Source organism: Phytohabitans sp. LJ34, from assembly GCF_052068095.1.
In the GTDB taxonomy this organism is placed as follows: Bacteria; Actinomycetota; Actinomycetes; order Mycobacteriales; family Micromonosporaceae; genus Phytohabitans.
In genome coordinates this window covers 355648-375426 of the sequence record NZ_JBQHDG010000001.1, presented here as the reverse complement: position 1 = coordinate 375426, position 19779 = coordinate 355648, and the positions used below count along the sequence as shown (strand labels likewise).

16 protein-coding genes are annotated in these 19779 nt (G+C 68.4%); 6 read left to right on the top strand and 10 right to left on the bottom strand.

What is annotated here, in order from left to right; all coding sequences use genetic code 11:
• Positions 1–137: 137 nt before the first annotated feature.
• Positions 138–374, top strand: coding sequence for a hypothetical protein (locus tag ACTMTJ_RS01815; protein ID WP_441214224.1), 237 nt, complete (start codon positions 138–140; stop codon positions 372–374).
• 312 nt (positions 375–686) lie between these two features.
• Here ACTMTJ_RS01815 and sucD read toward each other — a convergent pair whose 3' ends face one another.
• The 4 genes from sucD to ACTMTJ_RS01795 form a co-directional block, all read right to left on the bottom strand.
• On the bottom strand, positions 687–1568 hold the full coding sequence (sucD, locus tag ACTMTJ_RS01810) for a succinate--CoA ligase subunit alpha (RefSeq protein ID WP_441214223.1): 882 nt from the start codon (positions 1566–1568) through the stop codon (positions 687–689).
• 2 nt (positions 1569–1570) lie between these two features.
• Positions 1571–2749: an ADP-forming succinate--CoA ligase subunit beta gene (gene sucC / locus ACTMTJ_RS01805; RefSeq protein WP_441214222.1), complete on the bottom strand. Its 1179-nt coding sequence runs from the start codon at positions 2747–2749 to the stop codon at positions 1571–1573.
• A gap of 136 nt (positions 2750–2885) precedes the next feature.
• Complete coding sequence (locus ACTMTJ_RS01800; RefSeq protein ID WP_441214221.1) at positions 2886–3626, bottom strand: hypothetical protein; 741 nt, start codon at positions 3624–3626, stop codon at positions 2886–2888.
• A 210-nt stretch (positions 3627–3836) separates the two neighbouring features.
• On the bottom strand, positions 3837–4241 hold the full coding sequence (locus ACTMTJ_RS01795; RefSeq protein ID WP_441214220.1) for a cobalamin B12-binding domain-containing protein: 405 nt from the start codon (positions 4239–4241) through the stop codon (positions 3837–3839).
• 413 nt (positions 4242–4654) lie between these two features.
• On the opposite strand from ACTMTJ_RS01795, the gene ACTMTJ_RS01790 reads away from it, so the two are divergent.
• Both ACTMTJ_RS01790 and ACTMTJ_RS01785 read left to right on the top strand, forming a co-directional pair.
• Positions 4655–5368 carry a M23 family metallopeptidase gene (locus ACTMTJ_RS01790; protein WP_441214219.1) on the top strand — a complete coding sequence of 238 codons (714 nt, stop codon included), beginning with the start codon at positions 4655–4657 and terminating at the stop codon, positions 5366–5368.
• A 269-nt stretch (positions 5369–5637) separates the two neighbouring features.
• Positions 5638–6417 carry a M23 family metallopeptidase gene (locus ACTMTJ_RS01785; RefSeq protein WP_441214218.1) on the top strand — a complete coding sequence of 260 codons (780 nt, stop codon included), beginning with the start codon at positions 5638–5640 and terminating at the stop codon, positions 6415–6417.
• An 829-nt stretch (positions 6418–7246) separates the two neighbouring features.
• Here the strand turns inward: ACTMTJ_RS01785 and pcrA are convergent.
• A complete protein-coding gene (gene pcrA, locus ACTMTJ_RS01780) occupies positions 7247–9670 on the bottom strand; it encodes a DNA helicase PcrA (RefSeq protein ID WP_441214217.1) in 2424 nt (807 codons plus the stop codon).
• Between the two features lie 224 nt (positions 9671–9894).
• On the opposite strand from pcrA, the gene ACTMTJ_RS01775 reads away from it, so the two are divergent.
• Positions 9895–11763 carry a bifunctional metallophosphatase/5'-nucleotidase gene (locus tag ACTMTJ_RS01775; RefSeq protein WP_441214216.1) on the top strand — a complete coding sequence of 623 codons (1869 nt, stop codon included), beginning with the start codon at positions 9895–9897 and terminating at the stop codon, positions 11761–11763.
• 238 nt (positions 11764–12001) lie between these two features.
• Positions 12002–12316 carry a chorismate mutase gene (locus ACTMTJ_RS01770; protein ID WP_441214215.1) on the top strand — a complete coding sequence of 105 codons (315 nt, stop codon included), beginning with the start codon at positions 12002–12004 and terminating at the stop codon, positions 12314–12316.
• Between the two features lie 235 nt (positions 12317–12551).
• Here ACTMTJ_RS01770 and ACTMTJ_RS01765 read toward each other — a convergent pair whose 3' ends face one another.
• The 5 genes from ACTMTJ_RS01765 to ACTMTJ_RS01745 form a co-directional block, all read right to left on the bottom strand.
• Entirely contained in the window at positions 12552–13598 is a 1047-nt protein-coding gene (locus ACTMTJ_RS01765) for an ABC transporter ATP-binding protein (protein ID WP_441214214.1), read from the bottom strand.
• Positions 13591–14628 carry an ABC transporter ATP-binding protein gene (locus ACTMTJ_RS01760; protein ID WP_441214213.1) on the bottom strand — a complete coding sequence of 346 codons (1038 nt, stop codon included), beginning with the start codon at positions 14626–14628 and terminating at the stop codon, positions 13591–13593. The genes ACTMTJ_RS01765 and ACTMTJ_RS01760 overlap by 8 nt, the downstream gene beginning before the upstream one ends.
• A 9-nt stretch (positions 14629–14637) precedes the next feature.
• On the bottom strand, positions 14638–15615 hold the full coding sequence (locus tag ACTMTJ_RS01755) for an ABC transporter permease (RefSeq protein WP_441214212.1): 978 nt from the start codon (positions 15613–15615) through the stop codon (positions 14638–14640).
• Positions 15608–16534, bottom strand: coding sequence for an ABC transporter permease (locus ACTMTJ_RS01750; protein WP_441214211.1), 927 nt, complete (start codon positions 16532–16534; stop codon positions 15608–15610). Before ACTMTJ_RS01750 ends, ACTMTJ_RS01755 begins: the two co-directional genes overlap by 8 nt.
• A gap of 142 nt (positions 16535–16676) precedes the next feature.
• Entirely contained in the window at positions 16677–18164 is a 1488-nt protein-coding gene (locus tag ACTMTJ_RS01745) for a peptide ABC transporter substrate-binding protein (RefSeq protein WP_441214210.1), read from the bottom strand.
• 608 nt (positions 18165–18772) lie between these two features.
• Here ACTMTJ_RS01745 and ACTMTJ_RS01740 point away from each other — a divergent pair.
• Positions 18773–19510 (top strand): PIG-L deacetylase family protein, encoded by a 738-nt coding sequence (locus tag ACTMTJ_RS01740; RefSeq protein WP_441214209.1) that lies wholly within the window; start codon positions 18773–18775, stop codon positions 19508–19510.
• The last annotated feature ends 269 nt before the right edge of the window (positions 19511–19779 follow it).

The following is a 19779-nucleotide window of genomic DNA, read 5'->3' as shown; positions in this document are numbered from 1 at the left end:
GCCCCGCTCGATGGCGACACCACCGTCGATCATGGTGTTCTCGGGGCAATATGCGGGCATATCAGGACGTTTTCGCGCTAGCCTCTGCCCAGGACCGCGATCATCGGGGGTCGCGGACGTGACCCGCGGAGATCAGCATGAGCGAACCATATCCGCCACCCGCGGCGGCTCCGTCCAACGACCGCACGACGCTCTGGGGCGTGCTCGGCATCGTCATCGGCCTGATCTGCTGCTGGCCGGCCGGTCTCGTCTTCGCGTTCCTCTCCTTCCGCGAGGCACGGAAGGTGGGCAAGCCGCCGACGCTGGCCTACATCGCGTTCGCCTGCTGCGCGATAGGCATCATCTGGAACATCATCTACGCCGCCACCCGCTAGCCGGCCACGAGAAAGTCCAAACCCAAGAAGCTTTGGGCTACCGCGATATCCGTCGTGGTCCAGACCGTTGCTCCCGCGGCCTCACCCGTCCGCTGTTGGTCGAGGTGTCGTTTTCGCGACGCCTGGCGGGTTGGGCTTGTCGCGCGGACCCGGCAGCGGAGGTCGGGGGTTTCGGCTCGCCCCGCGAGCCGCCGACCTCCGCGGTCTCCGGCGGGAGCGGCGGTCCGCAGCTGACGCGGCCCGGGACATGGGTTCTCGCAAACGATCAGGCCCGGACCGCTGTCGCGGGCCGGGCCTGAGGCGGTTCTGAGATCAGCTCATCAGCTCGCGCATGAGGCGGGCTGTCTCGCTCGGGGTCTTGCCGACCTTGACGCCGGCGGCCTCGAGCGCGACCTTCTTGGCGTCGGCCGTGCCGGACGAGCCGGAGATGATCGCGCCCGCGTGGCCCATGGTCTTGCCGGGCGGCGCGGTGAAGCCGGCGATGTAGCCGACCACCGGCTTGGTCACGTTGGCCTTGATGAACTCGGCGGCCCGCTCCTCCGCGTCGCCACCGATCTCACCGATCATCACGATCGCGTCGGTGTCGGGGTCGTCCTGGAACGCGGCCAGCGCGTCGATGTGCGTCGTGCCGATCACCGGGTCGCCACCGATGCCCACGCAGGTGGAGAAGCCGATGTCGTTCAGCTCGTACATCATCTGGTAGGTGAGCGTGCCGCTCTTGCTCACCAGGCCGATGCGGCCGGCCCCGGTGATGTCGGCCGGGATGATGCCGGCGTTGGAGGCGCCCGGCGAGGCGATGCCGGGGCAGTTGGGCCCGACGATGCGGGTCTTCTTGCCCTTCGAGACGTTGTACGCCCAGAAGGCCGCCGTGTCGTGCACCGGGATGCCCTCGGTGATCACCACGGCGAGCGGGATCTCGGCGTCGATCGCCTCGATGACCGCCGACTTGGCGAACGCCGGTGGCACGAAGATGACCGTGACGTCGGCGCCGGTCTCCTTCATCGCGTCGGACACGGTCGCGAAGACCGGCAGCGCGGTGCCGTCGAAGTCGACCGTCTGCCCGGCCTTGCGCGGGTTGGTGCCGCCGACCACGTGGGTGCCCGCGGCGAGCATCCGCCGGGTGTGCTTGGAGCCCTCGGAACCGGTGATGCCCTGGACGATGACCTTCGAGTCCTTGGTCAGCCAGATTGCCATGATCAGACTCCTGCCGCGGCGAGCTCGGCGGCGCGCTTGGCCGCCCCATCCATAGTGTCCACCCGCTCGACCAGCGGGTTGTCCGCGCCGTCGAGGATGGCTCGACCCGCCTCCGCGTTGTTGCCGTCGAGGCGGACGACAAGCGGCTTGGTGACCCGCTCGCCGCGCTGCTCGAGCAGGGCGAGCGCCTGCACGATGCCGTTGGCCACCTCGTCGCAGGCGGTGATGCCGCCGAAGACGTTGACGAACACGCTCTTGACGGCCGGGTCGGAGAGCACGATCTCCAAGCCGTTGGCCATGACGGACGCGCTCGCGCCGCCGCCGATGTCGAGGAAGTTGGCCGGCTTGGCGCCGCCGTACGCCTCACCCGCGTAGGCGACCACGTCGAGAGTGGACATGACCAGGCCCGCGCCGTTGCCGATGATGCCGACCTCGCCGTCGAGCTTGACGTAGTTGAGGTCCTTCTCCTTGGCGCGCTGCTCCAGCGGGTCGACCGACGCCTGGTCGACCAGCGCCTCGTGCTCCGGGTGGCGGAAGTCCGCGTTGCCGTCGAGCGTCACCTTGGCGTCGAGGCACAGCACCTGCCCGCTGTCGGTCTTCGCCAACGGGTTGACCTCGACCAGCGTCGCGTCTTCGGAGACGAACGTCTGCCAGAGCCTCACCGCGATGTCGACGACCTGGTCGGCCACGTCGGCCGGGAAGCCCGCCTGCGCGACGATCTCGCGCGCCTTGGCCTCGGTGACGCCTTCGACCGCGTCGATGGCGACCTTGGCCACCTTCTCCGGCGACTCTTCGGCCACCTGCTCGATCTCCATGCCGCCGGCGACGCTGGCGATGCAGAGGAAGGTGCGGTTGGCGCGGTCGAGCAGGTAGGAGAAGTAGTACTCCTCGGCGATGTCCGCGGTCACCGTCAGCATGACCTTGTGGACCGTGTGACCCTTGATGTCCATGCCGAGGATGTTCGTGGCGTGGGCCACCGCCTCCTCGGCGCCATCGGCGAGCTTGACCCCGCCGGCCTTGCCCCGGCCCCCGACCTTCACCTGGGCCTTGACGACTACGCGTCCGCCAAGGCGCTCGGCGATCGCGCGGGCCTCCTCCGGGGTCGTGGCGACGCCACCGGCCAGCACGGGCAGCCCGTGCCGGTCGAACAGCTCGCGCCCCTGGTACTCGTACAGGTCCACGTAGCACCCTCAGCGTGAGAAAACGGTTTGACGCCTGTCATCGGAAAGAAACAGGCCATTGGGCGCAGCCTAGCGACAGCCGAACAGCTGGCAACCGAACGGGTGACCGGTGTGCGGTACTGCACAGCAGCGGGGTTCAGGTGACGTGCATCCGGCCGCCGGAGAAGTGCGCGACCGCCGCGATGATCTCGGCTTCGGGGCGGTCGGCGAAGTTGAGCGGCGCGGTGAAGCCGGTGCCGAAGACCATCTGCTGCATGCCCGAGTCGAGCGCGGTGAAGGCGCCGAGGTTGGCGCCGGTACGCGGGTCGCGCGGCTTGACGCAGAGGTTCTTGTCGAACGCCCACCGCCGCTGGTAGACCCGCTCGATCGCCTCCCACGGCAGCCAGATCGCCTGCCCGCGAGTGGGACGCGTCTTTATCCAGAGGCCGGCCGGGCCGATCGCGAGCACCGGGCCGCCGGAGGCGAGCAGCCAGATCTGTAGGCCGAAGACGAGCCCGAAGAAGGCCGCGAAGCAGCCGAACGTGGCGAGCGCGACGAGCGCCTCTCCGGACGAGACGCCGATGCACGCGGCGAGGACGAAGGCGATGCCGCCGAAGATGCCGCCGACCAGGAGCACCCGCTTTTTGACGCTGTGCCGGGCGACGAAGGGCTGGTCCTCGGGGATCCGCTTGGTCACCGGCGGCGGTGGGGGCTGCTGGTGCCACGCCTGCGGCTGTTGGGGGTAGCCCTGCGGTGGCTGCTGTGGATACGGCTGCTGGTGCGGGTGGCCCTGCGGCTGTTGTGGGTAAGGCTGCTGCGGGTATGGCTGCTGAGGCGGGTATCCGCCTGGCTGCGGCGGCTGCCAGCCGCCGGGAGGGGGCTGCGGAGGGACGGTCACGAGCGCACACGTTACGCGGGAATCTTTTTGCGACGGCCGCGTAACCCCCTGTGAAGGGCGTCGTTGATTCAAGTGTCTGAGCGATACAGCGACGACGAAGACGGCCGATGCCCTGTCGGTCGAGGGGTGGCGGCGGGGCATCGTGCATAGAGAGGCCGGACGTGTGAGGGGTGCGTCCGGCCTCTCCCTTTTCGTCTACAGCGTGTGATGCTATCCCACTGGCTGAGTAACGTTCGCCCGTACCCATTCGACGATGGACTGTGTCGTGGCACCGGGCGTAAATATCTTCGCTACACCGAGTCGCTCAAGTTCTGGAATGTCGGCGTCAGGAATGATGCCGCCACCGAAGACGACGATGTCGCTCGCATCCCGCTCGGCCAGCAGCTCCAGCACCCGCCGGAAGAGCGTCATGTGCGCCCCGGAGAGCACCGAGAGGCCGACGGCGTCGGCGTCCTCCTGGATGGCGGTCTCCACGATCTGCTCCGGCGTCTGGTGCAGCCCGGTGTAGACGACCTCCATGCCCGCGTCGCGCAGTGCTCGCGCGACAACCTTCGCACCGCGGTCGTGCCCGTCAAGACCCGGCTTGGCGACGACGACCCGTATCCGAGAACTCATCAGCACTGCACCTTCCCCGACCGCATGCTCGGCCCTGACCGCATTGCTCACCTGAACGAACGGTAACCCCTCGGACGCGCAGCGAAGCAGCAGGGGCCGCGAACGTCCTATGAGGAGGGCAAGCATTTACGACTGTTGAATGGGTCACATAACTATCAGTATTATTCGATGTGACGGAACGCTACTAACGAGCCGGCTCGCAAATAGTAACGAATTCCGGCATTCCACAACGGACAGTACGCAGTTCTGTAGCGAATTTGCCTGTTCGGGTTGTGACACGCCCACTCGCTTAGTTACGGTGTCCCACGGCTGTCATCCCGGCCCCCACGAGATGACAGCGCGGCGACCGAGCGTTCACCCCCCTCATTTGAGACGCTCGTCAGCCGCCAGCCTATGGATCACGGAGGATGTGCGTGCGCCAGCGCTTGTCGTCTGAGCCCGACCGCTACCGCGGTCGACGGCGCGTCCCCACACCCCCGCGCAGCCGCTACGCGGCAGTTGTCACGACCGCGTTTGTCGGCGCTGGGATCGTGGCGCTCGGTGCGGGCGCCATGCCGGACGCGAAGACCGTCGACCCGTCGGCGATCGCCGACCTCGACCAGGCATCGACCCAGCAGGATCTCGCCGAGCGCGCCGAGGACGCCAATCGCGCGTCCCGCGACGGGCGGTCCGACACAGCCGCCCAGCCGGCCTCTGACGACGTGTGGCGGCTTCCGCTGCACGGCTACGAGTTCACCTCGGCCTACGGCATGCGCTGGGGCCAGCTGCACGCTGGCGTCGACCTGGCCGCCCCGGAGGGCACGCCGTACGTCGCGGTGCACGCCGGCACGGTCAAGCTCGCCGGTTACTACGGCGGCTACGGCTACGCGGTGATCGTCGACCACGGCAATGGCATCGAGACCATCTACGGCCACTCGTCGCAGGTCGCGGTGCAGGCCGGCGAGCAGGTGAAGGCGGGCGACACGCTCGGATACGTGGGCAGCACGGGCCACGCCTACGGCAACCACCTCCACCTCGAGGTGCATGTCAACGGCCAGCCGCGCGACCCGATCCCGTGGTTCCGCGACCGCGGAGCGGACATCAAGCTAGAAGTCGAGGCAATTTCCACCGACGTAGCGGCCTCCTGACCCTGCGTATTGTGCCTCCAACCGCCCACGCCTGCCGGTGTGGGCGGTTTTTTCATGCCCTCGACCACGCAAAGTTTCCCTGGTCACAGCCTTGATTGTGACCGACGCCACCGCTGAGCCCAAGGGAATTACCGGGTAGTAACCCGCAAATCCGGGCAAAGTGGCGTACCCTCCGGCGAACTCCTGTCGATGGCTCCTCCCACCCCTTCCCGTGGTGAACGGCCGGCAAACAAACATTTCCCGGTCCGACAAACCACGGAGGTCCCCCCGTGCAAAGCACGTCCCCCCATGTACCAACCCACGCCCGCCCCCGCGGTCGTGAGGTCATCCGGCACCGGGTACGCACCCGGCTCAGCGGTCGCGGCCGCTTCGTCGTGCCCGCCGCGATCCTGCTCCTCGGCCTGCCCGTCGCCGCCGTCTCCGCGGCCGTGAGCGGCGGCGAGCCCGAACCGGCCAGCACGCTCGCGGTCGCCGCCGGCCAGCAGGCCCGCGCCGAAGCAGCCGACCGCGCGGACCGCGCCGAACGCCCCCCGGCGTCCGCGTCGCCCTCGGCCTCCACCCAGGCTCCGGCCAAGGCAGCACCCCCGAAGGCCGCCGCCCCCGCCGCGCCCGCCCCGAAGGCGACGACGGCCAAGCCGAAGGCCGCCATCCCCGCCTGGGTCACCCCGATGCCCGGAGCCGAGATCACGTCGTGCTTCGGGCAGCGGTGGGGCGTACTGCACGCGGGCATCGACCTCGCCGCCGACGAAGGCACTCCGATCCACGCGGCCGCCGCCGGCACGGTACTCGCGGCCGGCTGGGTCTACGCCGGGTACGGCATCTCGGTGATGATCGACCACGGCGGCGGTGTACAGACCCACTACGCCCACCAGTCGCGCACCGTCGTGCAGCCCGGCCAGAAGGTCAAGGCCGGCCAGGTCATCGGCTACGAGGGCTCCACCGGCGACTCGACCGGCCCGCACCTGCACTTCGAGGTGCACCAGGGCCTCTGGAACCAGATCAACCCCGCACCGTTCCTGCGCTCCCAAGGGGTCAATCTGGGCTGCTGAGCAAAAGCGGATCTGCCCGCGTCCGCGTCACCTGCGGACCGCATGCTCCCGCGGGCCGCCGGGTCCGCGGGTCAAGCCCAGGCCGGAGCTGGTCCGGCCTCGCCCGATTGGCGAAGATGCGCGTTGCTGTCGCCCGCGACGTGTCAATCGCCCTTCCATCAACGGATCGTGGTACCGAACTGCCCCTGGAGGGGCAGGAAAGTACCACGATCCGTTCGCGCGACGCCCTTTCTCCCGCCGATCAAGGAATCCTGCCGCAGCGTCGTCCTGGTCAGGACTCGACGTGGCATTCACTCGCGGCGACCACGCCTCCATGGCTACCCTCGCCGCGTATCCGCCAGGAACATTGTGGACAAAACGTCTACCGCCCACCGGGAGCCGCGAGTCAAGCCTTCAGGCCCTACGGTCACCAACCCCGGGCCGCCCGCGGCTGCCTCTCGCCGTGGCCTGAGGCCGGCCTCGCCGGCCACCGTTCGTGACGCGGCGTCAGCAGGCTAAGGCAAGAAACTTCGAGATCTAGGAGGGTTAGGGTTGATATGGCGCCCGAACTCTCCTAGATCTCGAGTCTCGGACCGCACGCACAGCGACGATGGTTACTCAGGGCGACGAAGTCCTCGTTTGCGATCTCGCCGCATGTTCGGCGACGGGCATTGTGGACAAACACCGCCGCACCGCAGGCCGCGCATCCGCCGGGCCAAAGGGGTGACCGCGACCACACGCGAGGGTGAGGCCGCGGGAGCAGCGGTCTGGGCCACGACGGACGTCGGCGCAATTCGGGTCAGGGTCTGTGGCCGCCGCCCACCGAAGCCACCGCGACCCCGGAAGCGCTCTAGATCTTTTCGATCGGAGCGTGCCGGAGCACGATCCACATGATCTGGTCGCCGAAGTCGACCTTTGCCTGGGCCCTGGCGCCGTAGCCCTCGACCTCGACGACGCGGCCCATGCCATAGCGCTGGTGGTTGATGCGGTCGCCGGCGGCGACGCTGGGCACCTGGGGCAGGTCGCTGGCGGTGGCGAGCTTGGCGCCGTCGACGCCCAGGCGCTCGGCCAGGCGGGCGGCCTTGGCGGTGCCGCCGGTGAAGGTGCCACGGCTCGCCCCGGCGCCGGACGACCGGCCGCCGATGCCGCCGCCGGTGCCGGACCACGACGTGTACGCCGCGTCGGTGCGCTCCCACCGCACCAGGTCGCCGGGCAGCTCGGCGAGGAAGCGGGAGGCCGGGTTGTATTGCGGCTGGCCCCACGCGCCCCGGGTCATCGCGCGGGAGATGTAGAGGCGCTGGCGGGCGCGGGTGATGCCGACGTACGCGAGGCGGCGCTCCTCCTCCAGCTCGCGGGTGTCGCCCAGCGAGCGCAGGTGTGGGAAGACGCCGTCTTCGAGCCCGGTCAGGAACACCACCGGAAACTCCAGGCCCTTGGCGGTGTGCAGCGTCATCAGCGTGACCACGCCCTGGTGGTCGGGGTCGTCGGAGGGCACCTGGTCGGCGTCGGCGACGAGCGCCACCTGCTCCAGGAAGCCAGCCAACGTGGCCCCCTCGCCGCCCTCTTCGGCCTGGGCCTCGGCACGCTCGGTGTACTCCCGGGCGACGCTCACGAGCTCCTGGAGGTTTTCCACCCGGCCGGCGTCTTGCGGGTCGAGGCTCTCCTCCAGCTCGGCGAGGTATCCCGAACGCTGGAGCACCGCCTCCAGCACCTCCTCGGGCGGCGCGGTCTCGGCCAGCTCGCGCACGGTGTCGAGGAGGGCCACGAAGTCGGCGATGCCGTTGGCCGCGCGGGTGGAGATGCCGGGCGCCTCGGCGGCGCGGCGCAGCGCGGCACCGAACGAGACGCGGTCGCGGCTGGAAAGGGCCTCGACGCACGCCTCGGCGCGGTCGCCGATGCCCCGGCGCGGGGTGTTGAGGATGCGCCGGATGCTCACCGTGTCGTCGTCGTTGACTACCGCGCGCAGGTAGGCCAGCGCGTCGCGGACCTCTTTGCGCTCGTAGAAGCGCACGCCGCCGACCACCTTGTAGGGCAGGCCGACCCGGATGAAGACCTCTTCGAACACACGCGACTGGGCGTTGGTCCGGTAGAACACCGCGACGTCGCCGGGGCGGGCCTCGCTCGCGTCGCAGAGGCGGTCGATCTCGCGGGCCACCCAGTCGGCCTCGGCGTGCTCGGTGTCCGCGACGTATCCGACGATCTGCTCGCCCTGCCCCTGCTCGCTCCAGAGACGCTTGGGCTTGCGTGAGCTATTGCGGTCGATGACGGCGTTGGCCGCGTTGAGGATGGTCTGGGTGGAGCGGTAATTCTGCTCCAGCAGGATCGTGCGCGCGTCGGTGAAGTCGCGCTCGAACTCCAGGATGTTGCGGATCGTGGCGCCGCGAAACGCGTAGATCGACTGGTCGGCGTCGCCGACGACACATAGCTCCGCCGGCTCCAACCCCGGCGTGCCCGAGACCAGCTCTTTGATCAGCACGTACTGCGCGTGGTTGGTGTCCTGGTACTCGTCGACGAGCACGTGCCGGAAGCGCCGCCGGTAGGTCTCGGCCACGTGCGGGTGTGACTGGAGCAAGTGGACGGTGGTCATGATGAGGTCGTCGAAGTCGAGCGCGTGGGCCTCCTTGAGGCGCCGCTGGTAGAGCGTGTATGCCTCGGAGATCGCCCGCTCGGCCGGACCCTTGGCGCGCTCGGCGAAGCTCTCCGGGTCGATCAGCTCGTTTTTCAGGTTGGAGATCTGGTGGGCCAGGCCACGCGCCGGGTAGCGCTTGGGGTCGAGGTCGAGCTCACGGGCCACCATCTGCATCAGCCGGCGGGAGTCGTCGGCGTCGTAGATCGAGAACGTCGACTTGAGCCCGGCGTGCTCGTGCTCGGCCCGCAGGATGCGCACACAGGCGGAGTGGAAGGTCGACACCCACATGAGCCGCGCCCGGCCGCCGACCAGCGCGGCCACCCGCTCCTTCATCTCACCGGCGGCCTTGTTGGTAAACGTGATCGCGATGATCTGGCCCGGGTGCACGTCACGGGCGGCCAGCAGATAGGCGATCCGGTTGGTGAGCACGCGGGTCTTGCCCGAGCCGGCACCCGCCACGATCAGGAGGGGCGAGCCGGCGTGGACCACCGCGTCCCGCTGCGGCCCATTGAGCCCCTCCAGCAGCTTTTCCGGCTCGAGCCGAGGCCGCCTGGGCCGCTTGGGCTGCGCCTCCGGCTCCTGAGCGGCGGAATCGCCGCCCTCCGCCTGGGCGTCCGTCTGGGGGGTGTCGAAGAGAGCATGCATCGCTCAGCGAGTCTATGCCGCCCCTCCGTCAGTTTCGGGCGCTGGTTGTCGCGTCGCGGGTCCGCGACGCGACAACCAGCGCCAAGTAGCAAGGTCACATCCCGTTCGCGCGCCGTATGGCTACTAAACCGTCACCCGGGGGCCCTGGTGCGATCATGCCGCGACGAGAAATATGGCCTCTGTTGTTCTCGCACATGCACATATGCACATTAGGGAGAGACACCATGACCCCATCGCGCTCGCGCGGCTGGGGGGTGCTGCGTAACCTCGCCGTACCCGCCCTCGCGCTGGCCGTTGTCGCAACAGTGCCGTTCAGTTCTCCCGACTCCGCCGAGTCCGACCAGGCGGCCGCCGCCTGGACCCCGATGTCCCCGGTCTCCGTGTCGTACGAGCTGGCCGGCCACGGCAAGGGCGACCGGACCGCCAAGGGCAACCTGCTGGGCTTCAACGACTTCCACGGCGCGATCGACCCGCCCACCGGCAGCGGCGGCCTGGTCAACGGCACCCCGGCCGGCGGCGTGGAGTACCTGACCACCTGGATCAAAAAGCTGCGCGCCGAGGCCACGGCCGAGCGGCGCACCTCGCTGACCGTCGGCGCGGGTGACCTGGTCGGCGCGACGCCGCTGGTCAGCGCGGCGTTCCACGACGAGCCCGCGGTCGAGCTGCTCAACAACGCGGGCCTCCAGATCAGCTCGGTGGGTAACCACGAGTTCGACGAGGGCACCACCGAGCTGCGCCGCCTCCAGCGCGGGGGCTGTCACCCGGTCGACGGGTGCCAGGACGGCGACGGCTTCAAGGGCGCGAAGTACAACTACCTCGCCGCCAACGTGGTGAAAAAGGACTCCGGCCTTCCACTGCTGCTGCCGGTCGACATCCGCATCGTCGACGGCGTCCCGGTCGGCTTCGTGGGCATGACGCTCAAGGGCACGCCCTCGATCGTCAACCCGGCGGGCATCACGTCCGTCGAGTTCCGCGACGAGATCGAGACCGCCAACAAGTGGGCCACCCTGCTCCGCTTCGTCGGCGTGAAGTCGATGGTGCTGCTGATCCACGAGGGTGGCGCCCAGTCGGCCCCGCCTACTCCCCAGCCCGTCGACGGGTGCGCCAACTTCGCCGGCCCGATCACCAACATCGTGGCGGGGCTGCGTCCCGAGTTCGGCATCGTGGTCTCCGGCCACACGCACCGCTTCTACTCGTGCCAGCTGCCGAACTCGTCGGGTGCCCCGACGGTGGTGACGAGTGCCGGCAGCAACGGCGTGCTGGTGACCGACATCGACTTCACGCTCGACAGGCGCAGCGGCAAGTTCGCCGAGATCGCCGCCCGCAACGTCATCGTGGAAAACGGCGTCCGCAACCCGGACGGCAGCTGGCAGACCGACGCGGGCGGCGCGTTCGTGCGCAACCCCGCCCTCGTCGACGCGAGCGCGAAGAAGATCGCCGACAAGTACCGCACGGCGGTCGCGCCCATCGCCAACCGTGTGGTGGGCAAGATCACGGCAGACATCACCAACACCGCCAACGCGGCCGGCGAGAGCGCGCTCGGTGACGTGATCGCCGACGCCCAGCTCGGTTACACCGCCGCGGCCGGCGCCCAGATCGCCCTGATGAACCCGGGCGGCATCCGCGCGTCGATGACGTTCGCCAACTCGCCCGGCGGCGAGGCACCCGGCGACGTCACGTACGGCGAATGCTTCACGGTGCAGCCGTTCAACAACCTGGTGGTCACCCAGACACTCACGGGTGCCCAGCTCAAGGAGGTGCTGGAGCAGCAGTTCGTCGGGTTCGGCGGGCAGACGGTGCAGCGCATCCTCCAGGTTTCGGCCGGCTTCACGTACTCGTACAACTCCACACAGGCGCCCGGCTCCAAGGTGAGCAACCTGGCGCTCAACGGCACGCCGATCGACCCGGCGGCCACCTACCGCGTCACGACGAACGACTTCCTGGCCAACGGCGGCGACGGGTTCTCCCGGCTCACCGCGGGCACGGATCGGGCCACCGCGCCCGGGTTCGACATCGACGCGCTGGTGGCACACCTCGGCGCCGGCGCTCCGGTGGCGCCCGGCCCGCAAAACCGGATCACGAAGACCGCCTGAAAACGGGTAGGAGCGGCCTCGCCCACGCGGGGCCGTTCCTTGCACCCGGCCAGAGCCGCTGGCATACTTCAGCGCGTGATCCAGCAGGTGCGGCGTTACTTTAGCTACGGCTCCGGGAGTCCGGCAGCCGTAGGTCGCGCCTGATCACAAGACCTACCAAAAGCCCCGGGCTCCTGGAGCCCGGGGCTTTTGGCGCTCTGGGCACCAGCTGACCGGACAAACACCCAGGGAGTACCCGATGGCCACCGACGTGGCGGAACAGCCCGGCACCCCGGCGAGCAACGGCGATACGGGCACGAACGCCCCAGACGCGGCGGAGAGCATCCTCGCCATGCGTGAACGCATCGACGAGATCGACAGCCAGCTCATCGCCCTCTGGCAGGAGCGCGCGCGCCTCTCCCAACGCGTGGGCGCCACCCGCCTGGCCTCCGGCGGCACGCGGCTCGTCCTCTCCCGCGAACGCGAGATCGTCGACCGCTTCCGCTCCGCCCTGGGCGCCGACGGCACCCAGCTCGCCCTCCTCATCCTCCGCGCTGGCCGAGGGCCTCTGTAGGCCTGATCGGGGGCTCAGGCGACACAACCCCGATGGTCTCGGTGGCGGGCCGGATCCTCGCCGCCGTAGGGGCGGGGTGGGTTGTGAACCGCGGAGGGTGAGGCCGCGGGAGCAGCGGTCCGGACCACGACGGACATCGCGGTAGCTCAAATCTTCTGGATCGGGCTTTGCGGCCGCTCGACTGGCGCGGTTCGAGACTGCTGGGGCCGTGGGGTAACCCCGCGGCCCCAGAACCTCACAGCGTGCGAGTCGGAAGCTCCGTCAGGTCGCTCGCCTCGTGCGACACCACGATCTCGCGCTTTTCGGCGAAGTGGCAGGCGCTCGGGTGGTCGGAGCCGGGGCGGGCCACGAGCTGCGGCACCTCGACGGCGCAGATCTCCTGGGCCTTCCAGCAGCGCGTGCGGAAACGGCAGCCGGACGGCGGGTTGGTGGGGCTCGGCACGTCGCCGGTAAGCCGGATGATCGCCTTGCTCTTTCGGCTGTTGGGGTCGGGCACCGGCACCGCCGAGAGCAGGGCCTGGGTGTACGGGTGGGTCGGGCGCTCGTAGATCTCGTCTTCGGTGCCGAGCTCGACGATCTTGCCGAGGTACATCACCGCGACGCGGTCGGCGAGGTGGCGGACCACGGACAGGTCGTGCGCGATGAAGATGTACGACAGGCCGAACTCGTTCTGGAGCTTCTCCAGCAGGTTCATCACCTGGGCCTGGATCGACACGTCCAGGGCGCTCACCGGCTCGTCACAGACGATGATCTCGGGCCGCAGCGCCAGCGCGCGGGCGATGCCGATGCGCTGCCGCTGGCCGCCGGAGAACTGGTGCGGGTAGCGGTTGATGTGCTCGGGGTTGAGCCCGACCACCTCCAGCAGCTCCTGCACCTTCTGGCGCCGGCTGCCCTTGGGCGCCACCTCAGGGTGGATCTCGTAGGGCTCGCCGACCAGGTCGCCGACCGTCATGCGCGGGTTGAGCGAGGTGTACGGGTCCTGCATCACCAGCTGGATGTTGCGGCGCAGCCGGCGCAGGCCGCCGGCGCCCAGTTTGTAGATGTCCTGGCCGTTGAAGGTGACGCCGCCGCTCGTCGGCTTTTCCAGGTGCATCAGCACCTTGGCCAGGGTCGACTTGCCACAGCCGGACTCGCCCACGATGCCGAGCGTCTCGCCCTTGTGCAGGTCGAACGAGACGCCGTCGACCGCCTGCACGTGGCCGACCGTCTTCTTGAACACCACGCCGCGGGTGACCGGGTAGTACTTGACCAGGTCGCGGGCCTCGAGGATGGTCTCAGTCACGTTTCACAAGCTCCTCGGCGAAGTGGCAGGCGCTGGCCCGGGTCGGGCCGAGCTGGAGCAGCGGCGGCACCTTCTCCTGGCAGACCGGCTGCGCCATCGGGCAGCGCGGGTGGAAGGGGCAGCCGGGCGGGATCTTCAGCAGGCTCGGTGGGAGCCCGCGGATGGTCCGGAGCTGCTGCCCCTTTTCGTCGATGCGCGGGATCGACTCCAGCAGGCCCAGTGTGTAGGGATGCGCCGGCTTCGCGTACAGCTCGTGGACGTTGGCCTCTTCGACGATGCGGCCCGCGTACATCACCGCGATGCGGTCGGCCACGTCGGCCACGACACCGAGGTCGTGCGTGATCAGGATCAGGCCCATGTGGCGCTCGCGCTGGAGGTCGGCGAGCAGGTCCATGATCTGGGCCTGCACGGTGACGTCGAGCGCGGTGGTGGGCTCGTCGGCGATCAGCACCTCGGGGTCGAGGGCCAGCGACATCGCGATCATGACGCGCTGCCGCATGCCGCCCGAGAACTGGTGTGGGTACTCGTTGACCCGCTGCTTCGCGTTGGGGATCTTGACCTGGTCGAGCATCTCGGCCGCGCGCTTTTTGGCGTCCTTGCGGCTCATGCCGCGCCGGATCCGGAACTGCTCGGCGATCTGGAACCCGACGCTGAAGACCGGGTTGAGCGCGGACAAGGCATCCTGGAACACCATCGCGATGCCCTCGCCCCGGATGCGGCGCCGCTCCTCGGTCGACATCTTGAGCATGTCTTTGCCGTGGAAGCGGATCTCGCCGCCGGTGACGAACCCGGGCGGCGTGTCCAGGATGCCCATGATCGTCTGGGCGGTCACGCTCTTTCCGGAGCCGGACTCGCCCAGCACGGCGAGCGTCTCACCCGCGTCGACGTGGTAGGTGACACCGTTGATGACCTTGGCAACGCCGTCGCGCGTGCGGAACTCGACGCGCAGATCCTCGACCTCGAGCAGGCGCCCGGTCGGGTGCCCCACGGTCGCGGCTTCGGGCTGGTCGGCCACGTACAAATCGGACAACTGGGTCTCCTACCGCATCTTCGGGTCGAGAGCCTCGCGCACCGCTTCGCCCAGCATGACGAAGCTGAGCACGGCGAGGACGAGGGCCGCGGCCGGGAACAGCAGCATGTACGGCGAGACCCGGATGAGGTTCTGCGCGTCACTGATCATGACGCCCCAGGACACCACCGGTGTCTGTAGCCCGACGCCGAGATACGACAGCGCGGCCTCGGCGCTGATGAACGCCCCGACCAGGATCGTCGCGTACACCAGCACGGGTGCCAGGCAGTTGGGGATCAGGTGCCGGAAGATGATCCGGGTGTTGCTGGCCCCGAGCGCCCGCGCCGCGATGATGTAGTCCGCGTTTTTCGTGGCGAGCACCGTCGACCGCATGATCCGCATGGACACCGGCCACGCCAGCACGATCAGCGCGAGGATCACCATGCCCATGATCGACCACTCACCACGGTGGGCACCCGGCCCGTTGAACGTGCTGAGGATGACGATCGCGCCGAGGATGAACGGAAGGCCGAAGAACACGTCGGCGATCCGGGACAGGAGCTGGTCGATCCAGCCGCCGCGGAACCCGGCGATGACTCCGACGGTCGCCCCGATCAGGACCGTGCCGAGCGTCGCGGTGAGCGCGACGATGATCGACGCGCGGCTGCCGTAGATCACCCGGGCGTAGATGTCTCGCCCCTGGATGTCGGTGCCGAACCAGGCGTCGCCGGATGGCCCCTGGCGGCTGCGCGACAACGTGCCGAAGTCGGGATCGGTCTGGGTGAACAGCCACGGGAAGGCGGCCATCACCACGAAGAACAAGATGAACCCGGCCGAGATCCAGAAGAGCGGCTTGTGCCGCAGGTCGTACCAGGCGTCACCGAGCAGGCCGCGAGGCTTTTCCTTGCGGTCGCCGGGCTTGCCGGCGTCGGGTGGGGTGGTCTCGCTGACCGGACCGGGTAGCTCGGCCTGCGGTGCCGTGACCATCGCAGCAGTGGGGTCACTCATAGCGGATCCTCGGGTCCAGGGCGGCGTAGAGGAGGTCGACCAGCAGGTTCATCAGCAAGTAAACCATCACCAGGACCACCACGATGCCGACCACGGTAGCGCTTTCCTTGGTGACGATCGCCCGGTAGACCGCGCCGCCGATGCCGTTGATCCGGAAGATGCCCTCGGTGATGATCGCGCCGCCCATGAGCGAGCCGAGGTCGGTGCCGAGGAACGTGACTACGGGGATCAGCGAGTTGCGCAGCAGGTGCACACCGACCACGCGGCGCATCGGCAGCCCCTTGGCGATGGCCGTGCGCACGTAATCGGCCCGCCGGTTTTCCGCGATGCTCGTGCGGGTGAGCCGGGCGACGTACGCCATGGAGCCGCTGCCGAGCACGAAGCCGGGGACGATGAGGTCTACCCAGGGCGCCCCGTCGCGGACCGTCGGCTCGATGATGCCCAGCTCGACGCCGAGCAGGAACTGGAGCACGAAGCCGAGGACGAAAACCGGGATCGCGAGCAGGAAGAGCGTGGAGACCAGGACCAGGTTGTCCAGGAAGCCGTTGCGCCGCAGCCCGGTGAGCACGCCCGCGGTGAGCCCGATCACGGCCTCGATGGTGAGCGCCATGGCCGCGAGCTTCAGCGTATTCGGATACGCCTGAATGATGATGTCCGAGATGGGCCGCTGACCGAACGTTTCGCCGAAATCGCCGGTGAGCAGGTTGCCCATGTAGTGCAGGTACTGCAACGGCAACGGGTCGTCTAGGTGGTACTTCTCAGTCATGCTCGCGATGAATCCGGGCGAGCACGGTCGTTCGCCGCATTTGCCGGCAAACGGGTCACCGGGTACGGACCACACAAGCCAGTAGATGAGCAGCGTTGTTCCGAAGAACACGGGGATGAGTTGGAGCAGCCGCCTCAACACGTAACGGCCCATGGGTTCCTCCAGGACGGGGGCGCCGCGCCGGCGCCCGACACGGTGTGGGTCACACGCCGGGGGTGATGACGCGCTTCCACGTGTGAACTACCCCAGGTCCGGCCCGCAAACGCGGCGAGCCGGACCCGGGGCTGAGCCGCCGTTACGCGATTTCGACCTTGGAGAGGTCGAGCTCGCCCACGTTGGTGGTCTCAACGTTCTTGAGCTTGGTGGAGTAGCCGGACTGCTCCTCGACCGTCACGATCGGCATGGACGGGGCGTCCGCGTCGATCAACTTCGTGGCCTCGGCGAACTTGGCGTGCGCCGCGTCCACGTTCGCCGCGCCGACACCCTCCTTGAAGAGCGCGTCGACCTGCGGGTTGCTGTAGCCACCGTCGTTGGAGGAACCACCGGTGACGTACAGCGGGCCGACCCAGTTCTCCACGTCCGGGTAGTCCTGCTGCCAGGCCGCACGGTACGGGCCGTCCATCTTCTTCGCGTTGATCCGCTCACGGAGCGCGGCGAAGGTCGGGATGCCCGTGGCGACCGCGTCGATGCCAAGAACGTTCTTCACGCTGTTGGCGACGGCCTCCATCCAGGCCTTGTGGCTGGCGTCGGCGTTGTAGTAGAAGGTCATCTTGCCCTGGAAGCCACCGGCCTTCTGGTAGAGCTCCTTGGCCTGCGCCTCGTTGAACGTGCAGATCGTGCAGTCGTTCGCGCCGTTGCCCGGAGCGAGGGGGTTCGACCACGTCGTCGCCGGCTTGCGCGAGTTGAAGAAGATCTTCTCCGCGATCTCCTGCCGGTTGATCGCGAGCGATACCGCCTTGCGCAGGTCGGGGTTCTGGAAACGCTTGTCGTACAGGGGGAAGGAGATGATCTGGGTCACCGGGGTGGCCTTGCTGATCGCCCGCTCGCCCAGGTCGGTCTTCCACTGGTCACCGGCCAGCGCCGTGACCGGGACCTGCTGCATGAAGTCCAGGTTGTTGGCAAGCAGGTCGTTGTAGGCCGCGTCGTCCGACTGGTACAGCTTGACCTTGACGTCCTTGATCTTGACCTTGTCCGACAGGTTGTAGTCGTCGAAGCGGGTCAGGTTGATCTCGACGTCGTTGGTCCAGCTGACGAACTTCACGGCGCCGTTGCCGATCGGCTTCTTGCCCCACTCGGCCTTGTCCGCCGCGGCGAAGAAGGCGTCCGGCATCGGCACGAACGCGCTGTAGCCCAGCTTGACCGGCCAGATCGAGAACGGCTCGGAGAGCGTCACGGTGAACGTGTGGTCGTCCACGACCGCCAGGCCGGACATCGTCTTGGCCTTGGGCTCCGGCGCCTTCTGCGGGCCGTCGTCGTCCGGGTCGGCACTCGTGACGTCCTGGTAGCCCTGGATCTCAGCGAAGAAGCTGGCACCCTGCGCGCCGTTCGGCGTGTATGCCGCCCAGTTCCACGCGTCGACGAAGTTCTTCGCCTTCACCTCGGTGCCGTCGTGGAACTTGGTGCCCTTCTTGATCTTGATCGTGTAGACCTTGGAGTCGGTCGTGTCGATCGACTCGGCAAGCAGGTTGCTCGACTCACCAGTGGTGTTGTCGTACTGAGTCAGACCGCTCCACAGGTAGTCGACGACCTTGCCGCCACCGGTCTCAGTGGTGTTCGCCGGCACCAGCGGAACCTCTGGCTCGGTGCCATTGATCGTGATAGCGGCGTTGGCGTTCTTGTCGCTGCCTGTGTCCTCGCCGCTATCGTCTCCGCCACTGCAACCTGCCGCGACGAGCGCGAGGGCAGCCACTGCCGCGGCCGCACTCGCACGCCTCGAGACTCTCATTTCTCAGGGCCTCCCTTGTGTCATTGCTGTTGTTCCTCGGTATTCGCACAGCTACGGGTCGGTGCCGGCCGATGGTCCGCGGCAAATCGTGCTGCCAGCACGCTACCGCCGGGGATCGGCGGGGCCCTGACAGGTCGATGATCCGCCGAGATCGGCCGCCACCACCGCTGACGCGCGGAACGCCGCGGAGGCTCCTGAGTCGCGGACAGCCTTGGGTGCGGCGTCTGCGTGCATGACCTTGCCTCCTGGGCGCGGTGCTGGGCGGGTGAGGTGCTGACACTGTGACACCACGCGCCCACGAACGTGAAGGAGCGTTATCAACCCGATATTCGGCCGGGACGCTGCCGATACGGTGTAGAGATCGTTTTGGGGCCCGAAAAGTGGCCTCTGACCTGCCCTTTTTCCGACGAACGGCCAGACTTGTCGCCGACGTACCATGGGTTGTCGTGACGTTTCCACCCTCCGCTCCCGCACTCTCCGACGTTCGACGCGCACTTGCCGTGTTCGCTCATCCCGACGATGTCGACTTCGGTGCGGCGGGCACCGTGGCCGGATGGGTCGACAGCGGGATCGAGGTCGCCTACCTGATCGTCACCCGCGGCGACGCCGGTGGCTTCGACGACACCCCGAGGGGACAGATCCCCATAATTCGACAAAAGGAGCAGGAAGCAGCGGCGGCCGCCGTCGGAGTCGGGCAGGTCGACTTCCTCGACGGGTATGCCGACGGCGCCGTCACGCCCAGCCTGGCGCTCCGGCGGGACATCACGGCGGCGATCCGCCGGTGGCGGCCGGACCGGATCCTCACCAGCGCGCCGCTCCGTCGCTGGGAGCGGCTGGCTGGCCCGAGCCACCCGGACCACCTCGCGGTGGGGGAGGCCACGACGTGCGCCATCTACCCGGACGCACGCAACCCGTTCGCCTACCCGGAGCTGCTCCGGGACGAAGGGTTGGAGCCGTGGGTGGTGCGGGAGGTGTGGTTCTCGGGCGGACCGGACCCTGACCATGCCGTCGACGTCACGGAGGCGTACCCGAAGAAGATCGCGGCGCTGCACGCACACGCATCGCAAACCTCCCATCTGGACCTTGACGCCCTGCTGCGCGATCGACTGGCCGCCGTCGCGAAGGCCGCCGGGCTGCCCGCCGGCCGGCTCGCCGAAGCGTTCACGGTCCTACGTACGGAATAGAACGCCGACCCAGGCACAGATGGTTGTCGTTGAAATGAGGCTCTGTTTCCCAAAAGGTTCGTCGAGGCGAGCCGGTCTCCGGCGGTGAGTCACGCGGGAGGGGTCGGGGTCCGTTCGAGACAGGTTTCCCGGATCCGCGTCAGCTGCGGACCGCCGCTCCCGCCGGAGACCGCTACGGCCGGCGGCTCGCCAGGGCTCGCCGAAACCCCGGCCTCCGCTGCCACGCCCGCGCGGCAAGCCCTGGCGAGGAGATCGTTGTCCTTGAGACC

Bases quoted from the DNA above. Each gene is read 5' to 3' on its own strand.
- ACTMTJ_RS01815 (WP_441214224.1), top strand. From the start codon at position 138: ATGAGCGAACCATATCCGCCACCCGCGGCGGCTCCGTCCAACGACCGC.
- sucD (WP_441214223.1), bottom strand. From the start codon at position 1,568: ATGGCAATCTGGCTGACCAAGGACTCGAAGGTCATCGTCCAGGGCATC.
- ACTMTJ_RS01795 (WP_441214220.1), bottom strand. From the start codon at position 4,241: ATGAGTTCTCGGATACGGGTCGTCGTCGCCAAGCCGGGTCTTGACGGG.
- pcrA (WP_441214217.1), bottom strand. From the start codon at position 9,670: ATGCATGCTCTCTTCGACACCCCCCAGACGGACGCCCAGGCGGAGGGC.
- ACTMTJ_RS01775 (WP_441214216.1), top strand. From the start codon at position 9,895: ATGACCCCATCGCGCTCGCGCGGCTGGGGGGTGCTGCGTAACCTCGCC.
- ACTMTJ_RS01770 (WP_441214215.1), top strand. From the start codon at position 12,002: ATGGCCACCGACGTGGCGGAACAGCCCGGCACCCCGGCGAGCAACGGC.
- ACTMTJ_RS01755 (WP_441214212.1), bottom strand. From the start codon at position 15,615: ATGAGTGACCCCACTGCTGCGATGGTCACGGCACCGCAGGCCGAGCTA.
- ACTMTJ_RS01750 (WP_441214211.1), bottom strand. From the start codon at position 16,534: ATGGGCCGTTACGTGTTGAGGCGGCTGCTCCAACTCATCCCCGTGTTC.